The sequence below is a fragment of the Paenibacillus sp. plas6 genome (genome assembly GCF_057221655.1).
On the sequence record NZ_CM170151.1, the window covers coordinates 1,737,501 to 1,757,808 of the forward strand.

Annotated in this window: 18 protein-coding genes; 5 read left to right on the plus strand and 13 right to left on the minus strand. The window is 38.4% G+C overall.

What is annotated here, in order from left to right; genetic code table 11:
• Nucleotides 1–24 precede the first annotated feature (24 nt).
• Complete coding sequence (locus AC2TDL_RS07730; RefSeq protein ID WP_484699933.1) at nt 25–657, minus strand: stage II sporulation protein M; 633 nt, start codon at nt 655–657, stop codon at nt 25–27.
• A gap of 122 nt (nt 658–779) precedes the next feature.
• Here AC2TDL_RS07730 and pdaB point away from each other — a divergent pair, with 122 nt between their 5' ends.
• The gene (pdaB, locus tag AC2TDL_RS07735; RefSeq protein WP_484699935.1) at nt 780–1,544 is read left to right on the plus strand and encodes a polysaccharide deacetylase family sporulation protein PdaB; all 765 of its coding nucleotides are present in this window, start codon (nt 780–782) and stop codon (nt 1,542–1,544) included.
• A gap of 78 nt (nt 1,545–1,622) precedes the next feature.
• On the opposite strand, the gene AC2TDL_RS07740 is transcribed toward pdaB, so the two are convergent.
• Entirely contained in the window at nt 1,623–2,243 is a 621-nt protein-coding gene (locus tag AC2TDL_RS07740) for a KinB-signaling pathway activation protein (protein WP_484699937.1), read from the minus strand.
• 163 nt (nt 2,244–2,406) lie between these two features.
• Here AC2TDL_RS07740 and gerD point away from each other — a divergent pair, with 163 nt between their 5' ends.
• On the plus strand, nt 2,407–3,105 hold the full coding sequence (gene gerD / locus AC2TDL_RS07745) for a spore germination lipoprotein GerD (RefSeq protein WP_484699939.1): 699 nt from the start codon (nt 2,407–2,409) through the stop codon (nt 3,103–3,105).
• 115 nt (nt 3,106–3,220) lie between these two features.
• On the opposite strand, the gene AC2TDL_RS07750 is transcribed toward gerD, so the two are convergent.
• The 4 genes from AC2TDL_RS07750 to cysD form a co-directional block, all read right to left on the minus strand.
• Complete coding sequence (locus AC2TDL_RS07750; RefSeq protein ID WP_484699941.1) at nt 3,221–4,321, minus strand: P-loop NTPase; 1,101 nt, start codon at nt 4,319–4,321, stop codon at nt 3,221–3,223.
• An 87-nt stretch (nt 4,322–4,408) separates the two neighbouring features.
• Entirely contained in the window at nt 4,409–5,167 is a 759-nt protein-coding gene (gene cwlD, locus AC2TDL_RS07755) for an N-acetylmuramoyl-L-alanine amidase CwlD (protein ID WP_484699943.1), read from the minus strand.
• A gap of 231 nt (nt 5,168–5,398) precedes the next feature.
• Nucleotides 5,399–7,000: a sulfate adenylyltransferase subunit 1 gene (locus AC2TDL_RS07760; protein WP_484699945.1), complete on the minus strand. Its 1,602-nt coding sequence runs from the start codon at nt 6,998–7,000 to the stop codon at nt 5,399–5,401.
• Nucleotides 7,000–7,896: a sulfate adenylyltransferase subunit CysD gene (gene cysD, locus AC2TDL_RS07765; RefSeq protein WP_484699947.1), complete on the minus strand. Its 897-nt coding sequence runs from the start codon at nt 7,894–7,896 to the stop codon at nt 7,000–7,002. The genes AC2TDL_RS07760 and cysD overlap by 1 nt, the downstream gene beginning before the upstream one ends.
• 291 nt (nt 7,897–8,187) lie before the next feature.
• Between cysD and AC2TDL_RS07770 the strand changes: the two genes are divergently transcribed.
• Entirely contained in the window at nt 8,188–9,207 is a 1,020-nt protein-coding gene (locus AC2TDL_RS07770; RefSeq protein WP_484699949.1) for a LacI family DNA-binding transcriptional regulator, read from the plus strand.
• Between the two features lie 205 nt (nt 9,208–9,412).
• Here the strand turns inward: AC2TDL_RS07770 and AC2TDL_RS07775 are convergent, their stop codons facing one another.
• Nucleotides 9,413–10,108 (minus strand): phosphoadenylyl-sulfate reductase, encoded by a 696-nt coding sequence (locus AC2TDL_RS07775; protein WP_484699951.1) that lies wholly within the window; start codon nt 10,106–10,108, stop codon nt 9,413–9,415.
• A 194-nt stretch (nt 10,109–10,302) separates the two neighbouring features.
• Between AC2TDL_RS07775 and AC2TDL_RS07780 the strand changes: the two genes are divergently transcribed.
• Nucleotides 10,303–10,803 carry an NUDIX hydrolase gene (locus AC2TDL_RS07780; RefSeq protein WP_484699953.1) on the plus strand — a complete coding sequence of 167 codons (501 nt, stop codon included), beginning with the start codon at nt 10,303–10,305 and terminating at the stop codon, nt 10,801–10,803.
• A 148-nt stretch (nt 10,804–10,951) separates the two neighbouring features.
• Nucleotides 10,952–11,485 (plus strand): hypothetical protein, encoded by a 534-nt coding sequence (locus AC2TDL_RS07785; RefSeq protein WP_484699955.1) that lies wholly within the window; start codon nt 10,952–10,954, stop codon nt 11,483–11,485.
• A gap of 138 nt (nt 11,486–11,623) precedes the next feature.
• Here the strand turns inward: AC2TDL_RS07785 and AC2TDL_RS07790 are convergent, their stop codons facing one another.
• The 6 genes from AC2TDL_RS07790 to AC2TDL_RS07815 are packed head-to-tail and all read right to left on the minus strand — an operon-like array spanning nt 11,624 to nt 20,307.
• Nucleotides 11,624–12,292, minus strand: a complete 669-nt coding sequence (locus AC2TDL_RS07790; RefSeq protein ID WP_484699957.1) for a DUF4956 domain-containing protein — start codon at nt 12,290–12,292, stop codon at nt 11,624–11,626.
• A 34-nt stretch (nt 12,293–12,326) separates the two neighbouring features.
• Nucleotides 12,327–13,037 carry a polyphosphate polymerase domain-containing protein gene (locus AC2TDL_RS07795; RefSeq protein WP_484699959.1) on the minus strand — a complete coding sequence of 237 codons (711 nt, stop codon included), beginning with the start codon at nt 13,035–13,037 and terminating at the stop codon, nt 12,327–12,329.
• Nucleotides 13,038–16,145: an exopolysaccharide Pel transporter PelG gene (gene pelG, locus AC2TDL_RS07800; protein ID WP_484699962.1), complete on the minus strand. Its 3,108-nt coding sequence runs from the start codon at nt 16,143–16,145 to the stop codon at nt 13,038–13,040.
• Nucleotides 16,120–17,559, minus strand: coding sequence for a GT4 family glycosyltransferase PelF (pelF, locus tag AC2TDL_RS07805; protein WP_484699966.1), 1,440 nt, complete (start codon nt 17,557–17,559; stop codon nt 16,120–16,122). The genes pelG and pelF overlap by 26 nt, the downstream gene beginning before the upstream one ends.
• A gap of 8 nt (nt 17,560–17,567) precedes the next feature.
• Complete coding sequence (locus tag AC2TDL_RS07810; RefSeq protein ID WP_484699968.1) at nt 17,568–19,409, minus strand: DUF2194 domain-containing protein; 1,842 nt, start codon at nt 19,407–19,409, stop codon at nt 17,568–17,570.
• A complete protein-coding gene (locus AC2TDL_RS07815; RefSeq protein ID WP_484699970.1) occupies nt 19,399–20,307 on the minus strand; it encodes a hypothetical protein in 909 nt (302 codons plus the stop codon). The genes AC2TDL_RS07810 and AC2TDL_RS07815 overlap by 11 nt, the downstream gene beginning before the upstream one ends.
• Nucleotide 20,308 lies beyond the last annotated feature (1 nt).

A 20,308-nucleotide genomic window follows, 5' to 3' on the forward strand; every position in this document is an offset into this window, starting at 1 on the left:
TTTTAATACGTTTGATTGATGATTTTATTTTATTGTTGTCGCTAACCATGCTGTAAATGTGCTCTCTATAATCGCTGCAACAAAAAGTAAAATTGTTGCATAGACTGCCATTACTCCGCAACGTTTCAGCGTTTGTACATAGTTTTTACCTACAGTATCTAATTTGTCATGATTAAACATTAACGCTCCCAATGTACTAAAGAGCAGCTTTCCTAAACGTAGACCATATGCTGTAACGATAATTAAAACTGGTATTTCTAAAATACCGTGCGGAAGCAGCAACTTGAAAATTAGATCAAATAAGGAATAGGTCATCGTTCCGTCTAGCGTCAACTTAACAATAAAGCCAATCACTAAGCCATTTACAGCTATAAAAAATATTGGATATACGCCGAAAAACGCACCAAGAAACATTGTTAAAACCGATTTAATGGCATTATTCAAAAAAATAAAGATAAAAATCGTAAATGTAGGATTGCTGCTTTGATCAAGGGTTTCTGATAATTCTTTAATTGCAGAGAGCTGCATATTTAAAAAATTCGAAAAACCATCATTCGTCATTCCCATATAAATGCTAACGGCAAAAATAATTAACGTCACTCCTATAAAACGCGAAGTGCTTACAATATCTTGCCAAACTGCACGAACTTTAAACATTTTGTCCACCTCAACCATAAACCTAGAATAACTTTTTTGTACGAGCATAGATTGTACTAAACCACTTCTGACAAGCCCCATCATCACCAATTAGCAAAATATTAGAGAGGAGAAGAAATAGTATGAATTCCTTTTTTGTATTCTCAGCAAAAAAAATAAAGAAATATTTTTTTCTTGCGATTGCCCTTGTATTTGCCATCGGAGTTATTTACACGGAGCGTGACAATATTTCAGTATTTGCGCCCCAACAACCTGTTGCCATTTACAACGTTCCAACTGACCGCAATGTAGTAGCCTTAACCTTTGATATTAGCTGGGGAGATAAGCGACTTGAACCGATTTTACAAGTGTTGAAAGAAAAAGACATTAAATCAGCTACATTTTTTGTTTCTTCCTTATGGAGTCAACAACATCCTGAGCTTGTGAAAAAGATTCAAGAAGCTGGCTATGAGATAGGCAGTCATGGACATAAGCATGACAACTATTCTACATTAACTGATGAAGAAATACGCAGTCAAATCGAGACAGCACATAGCATCATTTCTGATGTTACAGGAACTAGCCCGAATTTAATTCGACTTCCTAATGGAGACTTTGATAAACGAGTGCTAAAAATAGCTAGCGAATTGCAATATCAAGTCATTCAATGGGATACCGATTCCATGGATTGGTTAGGCATTGGTACAGAAAAAATCGCAGAACGCGTAATATCACGAGCACATCCAGGAGATATTATTTTAATGCATGCTAGCGATTCTGCAAAACAAACACATCTCGCATTGCCAATTATTATTGACCAGTTGCGAGAAAAAGGGTACGACTTCCTGTCTGTATCCGAGCTGCTTACGCAAACAGAAACGCAAGGAAAATCGGTAACAAGCTCATAAGTTAATACTCCGAACTGAAAAGAGCATGCTAGTCAATCCCCTTGCGTTTACCATTTCTGTATAGTTACATAGCTTGTCTTACACAGCCGTTTTTGCTGATAATTGAGCAGAATCGGCTTTTTCTCCTGTAAGCTTAGCCATTTGATAATTTTGATAAAAATTACATGCAAAAAGTGGTACAAGCATAAATAAAACTGTAGGAATGTTATTGTCACCTTGCAAAGCAGGATATCCTTCAATCGCAGTAATGACGAACATTAGGAACATCGTCGGTATAAATGCATTAGAGTTAGTCTGCTTCACCTTAATCCAAGCAGCAATAAGCGAGGAGATAAGTAACCCTAATGGCAATATCCAGTAAAAGTAGTTATTTGCTCGTCCCTCGTATAACAAATAACCAAGCAAAAACACTGCAAAGATCGTCGTATATCCTTGTAAGGCATACCATAAATACTTTTTGCGAAATACACTTAAAGCTATGTAATTCAAGGTTAAATAAGCAAAAAAGCACATATGACTAAACGCTCCTATCGTAGCGCCTGCCAAAAACATCATAAGTAAGTTATACCCTGTAGCTTTAATTCCTAGATAACCAAACTCCTGATCAGTAAGTAACATAATGAGTCCTAAAACCATACTGACCACAGTGCCAGTAGCAATCGTACTCCAAAACAAGAAAAACCATTTTTTAAGTGTCACTGCTATTCGTCCTCCTGAAATAGATTTCAAACCTGACTACTATAAAATGATACATTCTTCTGTATTTTACCACGTTCCCTCAAAAATGCTAACAACATGCATGATAAATCTGAAAACATTGCACATGCTATATATACAATCTTTATCCCAAGGAGGGGGTTTAGTGAAGCAACAGTTATTACGTTTAAGTTTACTTGTGATTTCAACGCTTATTTTATCCAGCTGTGCCATGGGCGGAGGAAGTAGTGAATCCTCTGGTATGACATATAAAGATATGAAATCAATGGTTATCGACATCCTAAAAACAGAGGATGCACAAAAAGCTTTACAGGAATCGATGAGCTCTCAAACCGGTTTAACTGCACAAAGTGCTACAATGCTTACTCCGCAAGACCAAGAGCAAGTTAGGATGGCTGTAAAAGACGTACTGCTATCTCCAGATTACGATGAAGTATTAAAATCATTAATGACTGACACCAAATTCGCTGGAGAATTTGCAAAAGCAGTAAATAAAATGAACAAAGATATTCATATAGAGCTAATTAAAGATCCTGAATATCAGAAAGGATTGGTAGAGGCATTTGGATCAGAGGACTTAAAAAAAGTCATTTTAGAGGTTGTAAAAGGCTCTGATTATCGTAAGGAATTAATGAGCTTAATGCAAGACTCATTAAATAATCCAATTTTTAAAATGCAACTGCTTGAGTTAATGAAAAAAGCTGTAGCGGAAGAGTTATCTGTAAAACCGCAAAAACAAAGCGACAGTGGCGGTGAGGAATCAGGATCTTCAGGCGAAGAATCCAGTTCAGGCGAAGAATCCAGTTCAGGCGAATCATCCGAAGGCGAAGAGTCTTCCTCTTAAAATGTGCTTCATCAAGTTAATGAGCTTCATCAAATTAGCTCAATAAACAGGCTCCTAACCATTATTGTTACGTTAGGAGCCTGTTGTTTTCTTCTAAGGCTTGTTTGGTCAAAAATTAAGCATCTAGATCAGCTTCACAATGTTGAATCACTTTTTGTGCTAATTCTAAATATAATTGTCCTACCTTCGTATCTTCTGCAAACACGCTTGGAGAAAAGTTTGGATCTAATGGGTGATTATCTGGAGAATCCAGCGGAATTTGTGCTAATAGATCACAATGCAATGTTTCAGCCAACTTACCGCCTCCACCACGTCCAAAAACATATTCTCTTTCACCCGTTAGCTTCGACTCAAAATAAGCCATATTTTCAACAACCCCGATGATTTCGTGGCTTGTTTTAATCGCCAAAGCTCCAGCACGTGCCGCTACAAATGCTGCCGTCGCATGCGGAGTGGTGACGATGATTTCTTTGGATTGAGGAATCATTTGATGAATATCTAAGGCAACATCTCCTGTACCTGGAGGCAAGTCGAGTAACATATAGTCAAGCTCTCCCCATTCGACCTCTTGAAAAAAATTACGCAGCATTTTGCCAAGCATCGGACCTCGCCATACAATTGGGCTATTGTCCTCAACAAAAAATCCCATAGACATAACTTTTACGCCAAATCGTTCAATTGGGATTATAAAATTATTAACGACCTCGGGACGCTCTTCGATTCCCATCATATCAGGAACACTAAAGCCATAGATGTCTGCATCAATTATTCCAACTTTCTTTCCGCTTCGCGCTAAGGCTGCCGCCAAGTTAACTGTTACTGTTGATTTACCAACTCCACCTTTACCTGAAGCGATCGCAATAAAAATCGTTTTGCTTTGCTCACTAAGTAAGGAGCTTTGCAATCCTGCTCCATGCCCCTTCACCTGATTAGGTTGCTGCGAAGAATTAGATTGAGCTTGCGGACGCTCATTGCTGGCAGCAGCTACTATATGATCTCTGAAGCGACAATAAACAGCAGAAGCCCCCGCTTCTTTTAAGGCATCGAATAATAATGTTTCAATTGCAGGCTGTTGCTCTTTAGCAGCCCCTACAACGGTAACAGATACTTGCCCGTTACGTACCATCACATCACGAAAGCTAATGTTTGCAGCACCATATTGCGAGGCAAGGATAGTTTCAATATGTTGTATTGCATCTTCACGTGTAATTGACATCGACATTCCCACCTTTTCTATTCTGTCCCACTCTCTATAGCATAGGCGGTTTGCTTTCAGAAGTGAAGCATTTCAATTATATTTTTTCTAATTTTGCTCTAACTCTGCATTCGTCACAACATGCTGAACGATTCCTTTGTAAATCGAAGCAGCAACCATCCGTTGATACTGAGCATCAACAAGTAATTGTGATTCTTGTGGGTTAGATAAAAAACCAACCTCAACTAAAGCTGCCGGTATATCGCTCAACGCTTTTAAAATGTAAATCGTTTCTACAGTCGCAGCCTCGCGCTTTGTATTTTGTAAATTTTCCTTTAGCTGCTTTTGAATGGCTTTAGCTAATTGCTCGCTTTGCTTAATAGCAGTTTTGTGATAAAAAGTTTGTGCCCCAGACCATTTTGCCGAAGGAATACTGTTCATGTGAATGCTAATCAGCATTTCGGGAGACGCCTTTTGTAAAATTTCCACTCGTTTTAATAAATCCTCGGTTTTTCGCTTGCTATAAGAGCGTGTGTCAGCATTAGCGAGGTCATAATCCCCCTCTCTCGTCATCACCACAAGCGCTCCTGCCTGCTGCAAATAATCTCTCAAATATAACGCGATGGATAGACTCAAATCTTTCTCAATCGCTCCGCTTTTACTCACTGCTCCTCCATCGACTCCACCATGTCCTGCATCAATTGCAATCGTCATTCCAGATAGAGGTAAGCTCCAGGTTGACCAAGTGTAACTAACTGGAGTCTTTCTAGTTAAAATCATTGCAGCGATAATCACTAGACAACAGCCAATCAAAAGACGCAGCTTACTTTTAGGCGAAAGCCAAATCACTATTCGTTTTTTACGCATAAAACCACCTCATCGCGTTTTACTCAAATGTACATGCCTAAACAAGCAGGTCTCTCTAAATATATGGGACGAGGTGTTGTTTTATGATTTGATTTATAAGATTTACTGAACAAGTTCGACTTACTCATGAAAATTAAAAAACCTTCCATTCACTTAGGTCAATTCAAAGCATGAGCCTAATAATGAATAGAAGGTTTTGTTATTTACTTATAATGATGTAGTACAAAAAGATTAGGCATTGGTACGAACTAAAATGTTACGATACTTTCCAAAGGCAGCTGCTGGCTCGAGATCGGTAGCCAATCCATTTACATCAACTAACGGCAATTCATAATCATGATCGCCAAAGCCTGCAAATTTGCCTTCCCGTATATTCGCATAACCATCTTCCAGCTCAATATCAAAATTTGCAGGGTAGCTATGATATTCGCTTTGCAGCGGTAATACATCTCCCATAGTAAAGACAGTAGCTGGATAAGTTTGTCGAAGTACCATATTTACAGTTGGATCATACCAGAAGCTATCAAATAAAGTTACCTTTACCTTCGTATGACCATCCTCTAAAAATACGCCTTCTTCGTTATCATCAGAAATTGTAGCCACAACTCCGCATGCTGCTGTAGCATGTGTAACGCGATCAATAAGAATAAGTCCTCCCATTGTTTTATGACGCTTAAATTCATCAACAACAAAAGGTTCAGCGGCAACGATTTTACAACCAACAAGCTCGTTTTTATGTGCAGTAGTCGCTGGAAGTAAAGTGCCATTATTTACATCTACTTTGTGATCAATTTCAGTAACTATCGCAGTTAACAGCTTCGTTCCTACTTTGATCCAGTACTCCTTACCTGGAACAAGCTGTTGCTCATCCATCCATAGTAATGTTGCTGAAATCGTAGTTGCAGTTTGTAAACCGGCATTGCTCGTAAGCACACATCCACGTGAAACATCGACCTCACGATCGAGCTGAATCGTAACTGGTTGCCCCGCTATGGCCCGCTTACTATTGCGATCTCCAATAAGAATTGATTTGACAATGGCTGTCTCACCGCTAGGCAATACAGTTAATGTATTACCAACTTCAATTTCGCCGGCTTCAATTTGCCCTTGAAAACCACGGAAACTATGATCAGGACGACATACGCGTTGTACTGGCATATAGAAGCCTTCTTCTGCTTCTGTAGTAATATCAACGGTTTCCAAATGACCAAGTAATGTTGGACCATCATACCATGGCATATTCGTGGATAGCTTTGTTACATTATCGCCTTCTGTTGCAGACACAGGAATGATTACAACATTTTCTAAGGAAAGCTCATTGCTCAGCTTATCAATATCTTTTTTAATCTCTAAAAAGCGCTGCTCATCATAGCCCGCTAAATCAATTTTATTAACTGCAAAAACAAAGTATTTAATACCCATCAATGCACAAATTCGAGCATGGCGACGAGTTTGAATTAATACACCCTGAGTAGCATCAAGCAAAATAATTGCTAAATCAGCAAAAGCAGCTCCAACCGCCATATTGCGGGTATACTCTTCGTGCCCAGGAGTATCAGCAACGATAAAGCTACGCTTTTCCGTATTGAAGTATCGATATGCTACATCTATCGTAATACCTTGCTCTCTCTCAGCCATCAAGCCATCTAGCAATAAAGAATAGTCAATTTTCCCGTTTCGACTGCCAACTTGACTATCTAAGATAAGCGCTTGCTCTTGGTCAGCGTATAGCATTTTTGAATCGTATAATATATGACCGATAAGTGTTGATTTTCCATCATCAACACTACCACATGTAATAAATTTTAGAAGACCATTTTCTGTATGACTCATTAGAAATAACCCTCCCGTTTACGCCGTTCCATACTACCAGCAGCCTCCTTGTCAATGACACGGCTTGTGCGCTCGGAAGTTGTTGCCGACAATGTTTCTGCAATAACTTGATCAAGTGTGTCAGCCTCTGACTCAATTCCGCCTGTAAGAGGATAGCAGCCTAATGTACGAAAACGTACTTTTTTCATTTCAGGCTTTTCTCCCGGTAATAATCTCATACGCTCATCGTCCACCATAATAATATTGCCATCTCGATAGACGACAGGACGTTCAGCAGCGAAATATAACGGAACAATTTCAATATTCTCTCGTTTTATATATTGCCAAATATCCTTCTCCGTCCAATTGGAGATTGGAAATACTCGCATACTTTCTCCCTTATGAATGCGCGTATTGTACAGCTTCCACATTTCTGGACGTTGATTTTTAGGATCCCACGTATGCTGCTCATTGCGGAAGGAAAAAATCCGCTCTTTCGCACGAGACTTTTCTTCATCTCTCCGTCCGCCGCCAAACGCAGCAGTAAATTGATATTTTGTCAGTGCATCTTTAAGAGCCTGTGTTTTCATAATATCCGTATAAGCTGCACCATGATCAAACGGATTAATCCCTTCAGCAATTGCAGCTTCATTGCGATGAACAATAAGTTGAACACCTAACTCTTTCGCTTTGCGATCGCGAAAGCTTATCATATCGCGGAATTTCCACCCTGTATCAATTTGCAGCAACGGAAAAGGTGGTTTTTCAGGATAAAAGGCCTTCATCGCCAGATGAAGCATCACCGACGAATCCTTCCCAATAGAATAAAGCATGACTGGACGCTCACATTCAGCGGCAACCTCACGAAATATATAGATTGCCTCTGCCTCAAGTTTATCCAAGTGTGTCAGCGACATCTGTATCACTCCTATATTGTCAATTAAATTAACGGTCAACATCATCAAGACTGCAAACCTAGCCTATCCCACAATTATTGCTCATATTTTTTATCATTATATGATTTTCCTGAGTAGATTACTAGGAATTATTACGCAAACGTTTTACTTGATTTCGTCCTATATTTTCCTAAATTTTATGAGAAAATCTTTTGTTTTGCGTAAAAAAGGGATATGATTGACTTGCATTCATTTTTTCGAAAATCGCTATAGGAATGTAATGTCATCTATCTTTATGAAAGGGGATTGTTCATGACATTAAAGCAAATCGCAGCTATGGCAGGAGTGTCGATCTCTACTGTATCACGTGTATTAAACTCCCCTGACAATAGCTTTGCTAGTAAAGAAGTCCGTGACAAGGTATGGAGTATCGCAAAGGAAATTGGCTATGTTCCAAATCAAAGTGCTAGAGAGCTTAAGCTAGGCAAATCTAGCTCTCGCCGCTCATCACCGCCTTCAATTACCTGTATATTAGGGCGGACAAGAGCACTTGAAGATGATCCTTTTTTTGCTCAAATGTCTCGGGCAATTGAGCAGCAAGCTCTGGATTTAGGCTATGCCATTCATTTATCTTATTCGCTGTTTGATATTGATACAGACGCTTTATTAAATAAAATTAAATCGTCACCTTCAGACGGAGCAATTATTTTAGGAAGATTTAGCAATGACAGCATGAAGTTTTTAGAGAAGCACTATAAGAATTTAGTTTATGTCGGACGCAATGTTATTTCTGCGAGCTGTGATCAAGTTATTTGTGATGGCTATGAAGCAACGCAAACTGCTATTGAACATCTCATTGCAAATGGACATAAGCGGATTGGCTATATTGGTGAGACAACAAATGAGGTAAGATTTGAAGCCTATTATGATACTCTTAACAAGCATGGTCTGGAATTTTCAGAACAGCTGGTGAGTCACTGTTCTCAAAATGGTGCCGGCGGCTATCAAGGAGCAGAAGAGTTACTTGCTAAAGCTTCCCCGATGCCTACTTCCGTATTTTGCGCTACTGATATTGCTGCGATTGCTGCTTTGCGCCGCTTTAGCGAAGCAAAAATCAAAGTTCCACAGCAGCTCTCGATTATTAGTATGGACAATATTGAACTTTCTGGCTATGTATCACCAATGCTTACAACAGTAGAAATGCCAATTATTGAAATGGGCAAATGGGCGGTACAGCTTTTAATTGACCGTATGAATAAACGTCACAAGCTGCCTGCAAAAGTATTTTTGCCAAATAAGTTAGTGGTGCGCGAAAGTGTCGCTAATATTTAACCCTCCATTTACAGACAGGTAAGCATTCTTCATAACACTCATTGGACACATAAGAGGCTAGCTGCTATTTTCACTTTCTGTGAGCACAGCAGCTAGCCTCTTTAAGTACTTCCGTATCGTAAGCTCTTGTTAACTCTGCAAAATGACATGTTCATTTATCGCTACAAAACGAGATTACAGTTGCATTCCTTTTCTGACACTACTATTACTTATGCAGACCGCATTCTGTTTTATCTTGGCCAGCCCATCTTCCAGCACGCGGATCTTCTCCTGGCATAACTGGACGAGTACAATATTCACAACCAATGCTTGGATAGTTTTGATCATGTAAAGGATTATATATTACGTTATTGCTGCGAATATAGTCCCATACCATATCATTTGTCCAATCAGCAATTGGATTAAATTTGACAAGCCCAAACTTTGTATCGTACTCAATTTTTTTTGCATTAGCACGTGTTGGTGCTTGTTCACGGCGAATCCCTGTAATCCATGCTTCATATTTTGCTAACACACGAGTTAATGGATCAACCTTGCGGATATTGCAGCATTGATTCGGATCTCGCTTCCATAATTCATCACCATATTGCTCCGCTTGCTGCTCGGGTGTTAGTAAAGGTTTTACTTCAACTAGCGGTATACCAGGATAACGTTCCACTAGGCGATCTCTTGTTTCATAAGTTTCTTTAAAGTGGAAATCGGTATCTAGGTAAAAAATATCGGTTTTGGGACTTATTCGTTGCAGCATATCAACAAGCACAACATCCTCTGCTCCAAAGCTGCAAGCAAAAGTGATATTAGGAAATGTGTTAACCGCAAATCGGATTACTTCTTCAGCACTGGCTGTTTCGAGCGCAACCGCTTGTTCAGCGATTAATTTCTCCTTTTCAAATAAATTCATATTATTCCCCTCGCAGTAATCAACATTATAATGGCATCATGCTGACTACATTATAGCTTTTAACATACATTACTTCAATATTAATAAATAACATTTACTGGAACTAAGTGCTTTACCGATGTAATCTGGTAAACTAATATAATGAGCATCACGCTTAAATTGAAGTTGAGATTTGCAAATAAGGAGAGTTTACTTTGTATATATATACGATATGTTTTATACGTCAAAATGATAATCTGCTGCTGCTAAATCGTTTTAAAGCACCGAATATGGGCTTATGGAACGGAGTAGGCGGAAAATTAGAACATGGTGAAACCCCGCTACAAGGAATTTCACGGGAAATTTACGAAGAAACAGGACTAAGCATTGCTGAGGCAGATATTACCTATGCGGGCATTGTTCGCTGGGTAAGTCCGAACTTTGATTCTGGTATGTATTTATTTTATTGTGAACTTCCATCACATATACAGCTTACTACACCGCTATTATTGATGAATGAAGGCATATTAATGTGGCAGCCTATCGCTTGGGTACTTAATGAGGAAAACGAAGGTGTAGCACATAATATTAAATACTTTTTGCCGCATCTGTTGGCTGGCCACTATCAGTTAGAGCATTTGTTTACATACGATGAACAAGAGCAGCTTATTAAATATGAGTCGCATACATTACAGCCAATTTATCAAAGTACTTAACTAACTCGTTAAATCAAGAAAAATAGATAATTGGTTTCTTTGCCTTGCTGCTTTCATTATTTACCTTTTGCCTGCCGTATGAAAATTATCGCTTGGGGGATGTTAATCGGGGTAGCAAATTTACTCACCTTAAAGGAGGAACTTCATCATGCAAAATCAATATGATCAAAGCAACTCTTTTTCCAATCAAAGCTATAGTACTGCAGGCACTACTGTCGGTAAAACTCAGCAAGTGTCTCAAATTCACCACTTAATTCAACAGCTTATTACACAAACACAGCAAGCTTCTTATCAATATCAGCAGTTGCTTGCGCAAGAACAACAAAACGCTCGTTTGCTTGAGCAAATCGCACAAAAAGAGCATCATGCTGCCCAAGTTATCCAAACTGCATTGCAAGGTCATCAAACTGCAATTCAACAATTACAGCAAATTAATTCATTAGCCCAGCAACTATCTGTCGTAAGTCCAGTTTCAAGCTACACAGCAACTTCTCCAAACTATGCAAGTCCACTTCAATCTAGCAGTCATTTGAGCAGCAACGATTATGGTGGCGGATTTCAAAGCAATGTTCTAAGAAACGAGTCAATAATTAATAACTCATTTCCCAGCAATGTAGGAAAATTCAATAGCACATTTCCATCCAGCAACTCTCTGCACATTTCTAACAACTCAATGAACTAATGTAATATAAAGATTGAAAAAAAAGCTGAAGGAAGAGAGTTAGTATAACTCCTTGCTTCAGCTTTCATCTGAATCGTTTATTTCCTATTTACATTTCAAATCAAAGAAGCATATGTCTTTGAAATTCTAATTTTTCAGCTATTGAGCATAATCCCCCGTATAATTAACAAGTGAAGCGTCGCTTACGCCTTCAATATCAATGATGTTTTGCAGAAATGCTGTATTATCGTCGGATAGCTTTATTTCATAAGTGACTTCAGTATAATTTTTACGAACATTTTTGGATTTTAGTTTACCGCCCAACTTTTTTAACTCTGGCCGTAATAAATTAACTGCCTCATCCGTATGGCGAATAATAAGTAAATATGCTTCTTCTTTAATTTTTCTTTTGCTTAACCAAATAATAATAAGACCAATAATGATTGAACCACCGATCGCTAACGGATAAATTTTAGCTCCAGTTGCAATTCCGGCAGAAATTGCCCAGAACATATAGACAATATCTAGCGGATCTTTAACTGCAGTACGAAAACGTACAATACTGAGCGCACCAACCATACCTAGAGATAGCACGATGTTTGTACTTATTGTCATAATAACTAATGTTGTAATCATCGTCATTAATACAAATGAAACATTATAGTTATAGCTGTATACAACCCCACGAAATGTTTTACGGTAGATAAAATAAATAAACATCCCAATAGCAAAAGAAATGATTAAGCTGACAATTACATCATAGTATGAAACAGTTCTAAAGCTTTCAAGTGTTAGTACACTTTTCTTAATAATATCTTCAAAAGTCATCAATATCCCCCAACCTGTTCTGCAGCAAAATTAATTAATTAGTATGCAGCAACATATGTTTTTCCTTGCAAAGTACGTACTTGGAAATGCTAGAACGATGATGATTTACTGGTGTAATAAGGCTTCTTACTACATTAGGCAGCATATCATCAAATTTAACCTCCATAATCGTAATACCTGGCATAATAATTTCAGATAACATTAGCTCTGGATGGAATAAATCAAGCTGATTCGTTCCAACGGCAAGCCGTTTATCAAAGGTAATTCGTACATTTCCTTCTCTGTAAATATACGCTTCTCGCCAATAATCAACGATCACCGTTGGTAAATACCCGTATGATGTCATAGCTGCATAAAAATCTTGCGCTAACGGTTCACCGCTGTCGTATAGACTACGATAATCTCCGTTTAAAATTTGCTCGTACTGCGCTCTTGTTAATTTGATAGATTCTTTAGCTACATAGTCCCCGACCTTGCTTTTTCGCTCCAAGGCAATGTGATTATCAGACCCGTTATAAATGCGAATCCGGAACTTTTGTCGTCTAAAGACCCCATCATTTTTTGTTTCTAATGAAGTTCTTCTTGGATCATCGAAATATAAACTGCGTATATTATAGCCATCAATATCAATCGAGTTCGGATCAAGTGTTAGAAGCTGCCCAACCTTCATCCTTAGCATCAAATAATCATGCATATGGAGATAATACTTTTGTTCCGTGCGTAGCTGCTTTCCTCTCAGCTTCATTTAATCCACCTCAAAGTCTCTAATGCCATAATACATTTCCTGATCTGCATCAACATAAATTTCAAAATTATGCTGGTGATTTCCTTTACTATCGACGACATCGACCTTCCAGAAATATCGTCCTGCTGGCAGCTTAGGAATAGAATATGTGATTTCTTTTAGCTCAAAATTTTGATGAACGACATCAAGCATCTCTTTATCTCTAGCAATTGTAAGCTGATAAGTTAAATCATCGTCCTGCAGATCAAATGAAACTCCCCAGTTAAAATATAGCCGTCCGTCGTGAACCTCCACATCATTTAAGTAAAACGGCTTAGGCTTTTCCAAATCTTCATAATAACGTTCTAACGAACGCTTAGGTGTATTGATAATGCGCTCAATATCTTCATCATACTCATCTAATGGAAGAGGCAAATATTGAATATCCGGCATCCGCTTAGTAAATGGTTTAACAAGATCAACATATTTCTCGATCTGCTTTTTTACAATATCTTCGTTAATATACTGCTCGTACAACATTTCAATCTTTTCTGTCAAAAGATCAATATTCTCTTGATTTCTGAAAAAACGATTATGAAGCGTAACTCCCCAGTAGTTGCTAATTCCTTGCTGATAAGGTCTAATAAAGTCCATATTACGTTGCAGCTCCCAGGCACCATCATAGTCCCAAGGCAGGAAGTACCATTTATCAATGTTTAGCGGTGAATATAGGAAAAAGTTATTTGCATCTGTATCCATGTTATCCATTAAGATATTCATCGCTGTCCAAGTCAAGAAATTATCAAGATCAAAATACTTCTCCACGGTTTCTTCAATTGGAATGCTATAGTCATTAATCGCATCAAGCATTTCAATTAGCTTTTCGTGCTCTTCACGGCCTTTAATTTCTAAAATTTGTTCAAATGCAGCTTTGTCATATGTCTCGTCATCGGTAGATTTAATGTTTTCCGGATAACGGAAAAACTCAAAAAATTTGACCTTATATAAATATCCATTTGGATCGAGCATATGCGCCTTTAAAAACTTTTTATTAGGCTGTTCAACATGAGTGTATAAGCCATAGTCTTCATATGGAGCATCCTTCTCGCCATTTGACAGATCCTTTACATAAAGCTGTACAAATTGAGTTCTAAGGCTTGTCATATCAGGAATTTTCTCCATAAGATCGAAGCTAAGTTTATTGCGTAAACGTGACATGTCATCAATATGCTTATTCAAATTAAGTCTTTGCTGATCCATATATTGCCCCGCATCAGCATTCAGCTTCAAAGCATAAGACTTTTGCACACGAGACCAAGCGGAGTTTCCTCGTACTGAGATTGAGGCATTCGCTTTAGTCGCCCCATACTCGAACATGCCCGAACGAGGACCTGCCCCGTCAGGCAAGCCCTCCTGTACAATTACATCAAGTGATTGACCAAGATCTTTATCAATTTGTCGATTTAACTCATACCAGTCAAAGCTTGTATTCCCTTCTTCCTTAGGAAGCACTGTAATATATAATGCTTTTAATGAATCATCTTGGTCTCGTTCGTACAAACGTTTATCTTCTGTAAGCGCGTAGCTCACATCACCGGCTAATACTGCTTCTCCTGTTGAACTTAGTTCTTTTATTGTAGAATCTTGTACAGAGCTGCATGCTGACAACAGCAAGCATATTACAAGCAACATTGTCACTGTACCAATCGGTGTATAGCTTTTATGATTTTTTACCATCAGCTTCTCCTTCTTATAGATTGGCTGTGAGCAGAATGTGTAGTAATCGATGTTTCGAAGTACGTACAACAATCTAGCACTAACAATAATAAGTGTAATGAAAGAGGCAACAAATATGCCTAAACCATCAAATCCTAGCTTCATCGTAACAATCGTACAACCAATATTTAATATGAAGAACAACAGTCCAATCCAAAATATTCCTTTTTGATCGTCAAAGTACATTAAAATGTGAGTAAATGAAAACAACATAATAAACAAATAATAAGCTAGCGCTAATATAATGAAGAGATCGAGTTGTTGCATTGTAAATCCAATTTTCGGCAATAATAATATACCTAATCCGATCGATAACACAGTGAACAACAGCTGGATTTCCATTAAGAAGCTAATTTCTCGCATTAATGTTTTTTGCATCTGCTTCTTAGTTGTTTGAATGTCCTGCACCGTACCGTCATTAAGGACATTTAAGTAATAATGGCGAAACTTTTCAAAAAACGAAGTTTCCACTGATACGACAAACGTAACTAACGTTGGAATAACGGAGATAAACGCATAAAATACTGCCACATCATAAAACATATAGACGCGAAATCCATCCGCAATAACGTAACCTTTGTCGCTAAGCCAGTAAACAAAGTTGTGCAAATAAATTCCTGAGTAAATGGTGCAGCCGCTAAAAAACAATAGCGGAAACTTCTTAAAGTAGCTAAGAAATTGATAGTACGCACTCTTATCTGCTTTTGGAAACTTTTGTTGAAAATGAAGTCCTGTCAGCATACAGATCGTAAAGAAACCTGCATCAAGTCCAATAAAAGCGCTAATTAATGTGGAAAGCGAGCTATACGCCATTAACACCCACGCTAACAGTACAGCAATTAATGCTCCTACTAAAAAGCTGCGGGCAATACGCATATAATCTTTCAAGGCAGACAAATAGACACCTTGAATCCAAATGATGACTAGAAAAACAAAGAATAAATATGCGACAATTTTATACAATAGTTCAGCCTGCACTTGGTATAAAAATAGTACTGATGCAATTGACGCCAGTGGAATAATAATGCTAAGCACTCCATAATAGGAAGACATGAGCTTGCGATAGTCCTGAATAAATATGCAATCTGAAACATAACGAGTGACAAGCAATGAAACCCCTGATGTTATAACTAACGAAAATATAAAACAATAGGATACCGTAGCAATGTACAATTCCCAATCCATGTAGCTGCCATCATACGCTGACATCATGTACTGCAAAATAATAATTAACGACATACATAAAATCATCGGGCCGACAGTCGTCATGGAGGAATATGCATAGGCACGTAAATTGTTTAGCAGCCCTTCCTTGCGAAAAAGCTTTCTAAGCTCGAATCCTATCCCTGCCATTAGCCTTGCCCCCTAATTCATGATATAGATTTCGATAATTCGCAATAACATCTTCTTGGCGATAGTATCGACTTACACGCTGATATGCATTTTGTCCAAACTGTTCCCGCAGCTTCTTGCTGCTTGCCAGCTTAATAACCGCTTGAGCAATTTGTTCAACATGCATCACTGGCGCAATAAATCCCGCTTCTCCGATTCCATCATCCAATCCTTCAAGCAATTCCCTACAACTTCCAACATTTGTTGCAACAAATGGCTTTCCTGCTGCCATACCTTCTAAAATCGCTAACGGCTGTCCTTCACTAATGCTTGTTAGCATTAAAATATCCATTTTTCCGATATAATCAAGAATATTGACCGATCCTGTAAACGTAACGTCCTTCAATTGAAGTGAGTTTAATAGCTTCAAACATTCTTCGTAATATTCCTCATCCTCTTCATATGGCCCCATAATGTAAAATTCCGCCTCAGGCACTTCTTCCTTTATAATAGCCATACTTTGCAGCATTGTTTTAATGTCTTTTATAGGAACTACACGAATGATTGCACCGATATACAGCTTGTCAGCGGGCTTCTCGGAATTTAAATTTTCATATCTTGCTATGTTTACACCATTTGGGATAATTTCTATTTTTTCAGGTTTACAGCCCAGTTCAATTTGAATTTCCCGATTACGATTAAACAGTGTAGTCACTTGATCAGCATGATCATAAGCACAGCTTGATAGACGGTAAAAATATTGAATCCATAAATCCTTAAAATAGCCCTTCACCCAATCCGCTTTAATGATTTCTTCTTCTCGCTCACGAGAGTAAATACCGTGCTCGGTTAATAAAAACGGTTTATTGTAGAGTACTTTTGCTAGTGCTCCCACAACTCCTGCATAACCTGTAGATACACTATGATATACATCAGCTTCAGGAATGTCCTCTCGAATAGTAAGAAATAGCGGTAAAATCATCGAACGTACCGTCCAAAACATTTCAGTAAACGGTACTAACGGATAACGGTTCATACATAGCTCTTGCAATACATCATAAAAATCTTTACTTTGCAAAAAGTCAGAAACACGCTGATATTGCTTGCGACGCAGCAGCATAAACAATCGTTCCCATTCAATTGAGCCGCTGTCGCCTAGTAGTCGCATAAAATTTTCACGATCTGTCTCAGAAAGTTTAAATGACTTTCCCCATTTTCCTTCTTCTGTTAAATAGGAATCGAGAAAAGTTTCCTTTATCTCGATAATGTTTTCCGGCAGCGTATATTTGAATTTTCCTTGCTGTGAGCGACTAGCAGCGATCGTATAAATAATAAATTCATGCTCTTTCATCTGTGTCGCAATCTGATGAATCCAGCTAGATACCCCACCCGTTACATACGGATAAGAGCCCTCTGCTATGATGCATATTTTCATTCCTTCACCTACTTTAGCTCAATATTAAAACGTTCATCAGTCGCCTCCACCAAATATGTATGCTCATCAATGAGCACTACGTTACAGTTTGTTAATTTACCAATTTTTTTATCTGACCGAAGAATAAAATATTGCGGCATTGTATATCGATCAATATGAGCGCTGACTTTCTGATCTGTCAGCTCCCTTGTCGTTTGACTATTAAGCACCGCTGCAACCTGCATAGCTGCATCCCCCGAAGTTCGTGCTTTTATCCAAGGATACGTGCTCTCTTGTCTGCCTAACATTTTCTCAAAATCCTCGTATAGCTCTCCCCACCCTTTATCACCACTTCGATGCTCATCAAAAATATCATCTGGATGAATAAAGTGTGAAATAAATCCATGAATCGTTACAATGCTTGCTTCTAGCCACAGCATATCAGGTGCATCTGCATAGCCTGAAGTAATACGAGGCATTTCCAATACTCCGTCATCAGCAATTTCAAATTCCTGCACATACGAAAATCCCTGCGGATCCGTTTCATAAAGACTTGCCACAACGCGTAAACTTTCCCAGTTTTCGGCTAATGCTCTTCTTCCCTCAGCACTTAGAATGTTGGACGGCGGCACATAACTTACAGGATCATAGCTTGGAAATGCTTTATCAATATACGAAACCACTTCTTTAATTGAGGCTACGATATCGTCATAGGAACGCCAAGTTACGTAATCATACTCTTTCGCAATATCCTCACGGAATTGTAGCGGCTGATGATTGTATCCATGAATCCCTATTTCTCCGCCCGTTTTCAATACCTCACGACCATAAACAATTAAATTCGTCAAATCCTCTTGACGATAGGAAGGCAGCGGCGCTTCTACAACATCGTTGTAGTCTTCAATCGCCACAGCAGTATACTTCAGATCGTAGTTTTTAGCAGCCCGAATCATATCCGGCCACCATATGTCTTTGAAGAACGAAGAAATGTTTCGATTGTATTCGGCTGTAATTTTAGGATTATAACCTGTGCTCATTGGTGCTGGATAATCATCGATATAGAACAGCTTTGCATTGAAGATAGGATAAATATAATTCGGAATAAGCATGCTGATCGAGCCCACGATTAAACCGCGATTGGACTTCGTAAATAAATTGTTTCCGTTGTATACAACAACAGCCCCATCCCCATATTCAAACCGCCAAATAAGTGGAGAACTTTTTCCCTTTGCTAACAACTCACTATTATGATCGAGTTCTACTGAAATGGAATCATTGTAAAAATAGTCATCAGAAAACTTGACTCCTTTTTGACCAATCAGCAAATTAGAGGTGAACTCTATGTCATCATTGCCAATAACATACCAATAGTTTACAATTCCTAACTTACGATAGATTTGAGTAAATACCGGACCAGGATGATCCATTCTTGCAAAAAAGGCATAGCCTCCTCCCTCAATATAGCTTTCTAATTGGTCGATGGAACTTGTTAACTCTTCTACACTACTCAAAATAATGACAGCTTCACATGAATCAAAGCTAGGTTTCTCCTTAGTCACATCGAGCAATGAATATGGCTGCTGAATATAACGATAAACTTGTTCGAAATTGTCATAATAGTTAACACTCAGTTCATCAGTACTGTCGTACAACATACAATGCTTCCCTGACATATCAGGCTCTTCAACAAGCATGCTGGCTTGGGCTGTATTTAGCTTAAATTTATTCCATTGATCAACAGACATCTGATGATTATTGGAAACGTATTGTAATACAAAATCCGCCCGCGCCAGCTGTGAAATAATACCGAAAACTAAAATGCCAATTAATATAATATATACATTTCTTCTAAATTTTACGTTATTGTTCATTTCCGACCCCTTTTGACCAGAAGCGCACTGTTGTCAGCCCCTCATTAGATAGCCGAATAGGGGAGCTTTTTAAGCGATTCAATGCTTGCTCCAATTTTTGATATGAACGAACTAGAAAATAATAGCGCAGTACAGATAAATGAGCACGCTCGCTCAATGGAAAATGCTCAACATATTGCAATGCAGTTTGCTCGGCGTCTGCATAAATTCCGAGCTCGATTTCTATATCCAGCTTAGCTGCAAACAGCCATTCTTCCTTTTCATAGCGCTGCATATAGTGAGTTAGCACGGACAAATACGTATATTGATATTTGCGTTTTGTGCGTTCATCGAGAAATCCGCTCTTTAAGTAAACTCCAAGTACTTCAATATAGGACTTAGCTATTTGTTGATCATCATGCTTCTGCTCATATAGCACTTCCAGCTCTTGCAGAGATATAAGCAGTTTACGCTTAAGTTCCATAATCGCACTTACCGCGTAATGAGACGTTTCAGTATCCTCATTACTTATTGCATTTTGAAGAACCTCAATGTATTGAATGGTATCCTGCTTTAACACGTCTATAAGCACTTGACGGCGATCACGATGCTGACTGACAATCAATGCATCCTCAATCGGTACAACATTAAGCTCTTTCTCTTTTTCAACCTTGTTAAAAACACCAATCCTGCGCACTTGATGCTCCTTCATCTGACTTTCAATATACTCCTCAAACTGCTGCTCTGAACGCTTTGTTGGTTGTTTAATCCACATCATAGGAAATAGCCAGCCGATTAGCGGAATACAGCCAACAATAATCAGCTTAATGATAATCGTTTGTAAAGACTGTCGATTCAACAGCCAAAGTACAGCGGCACTTACTAGAAGATATGCTGCATAGATATACCATAGTTGCATA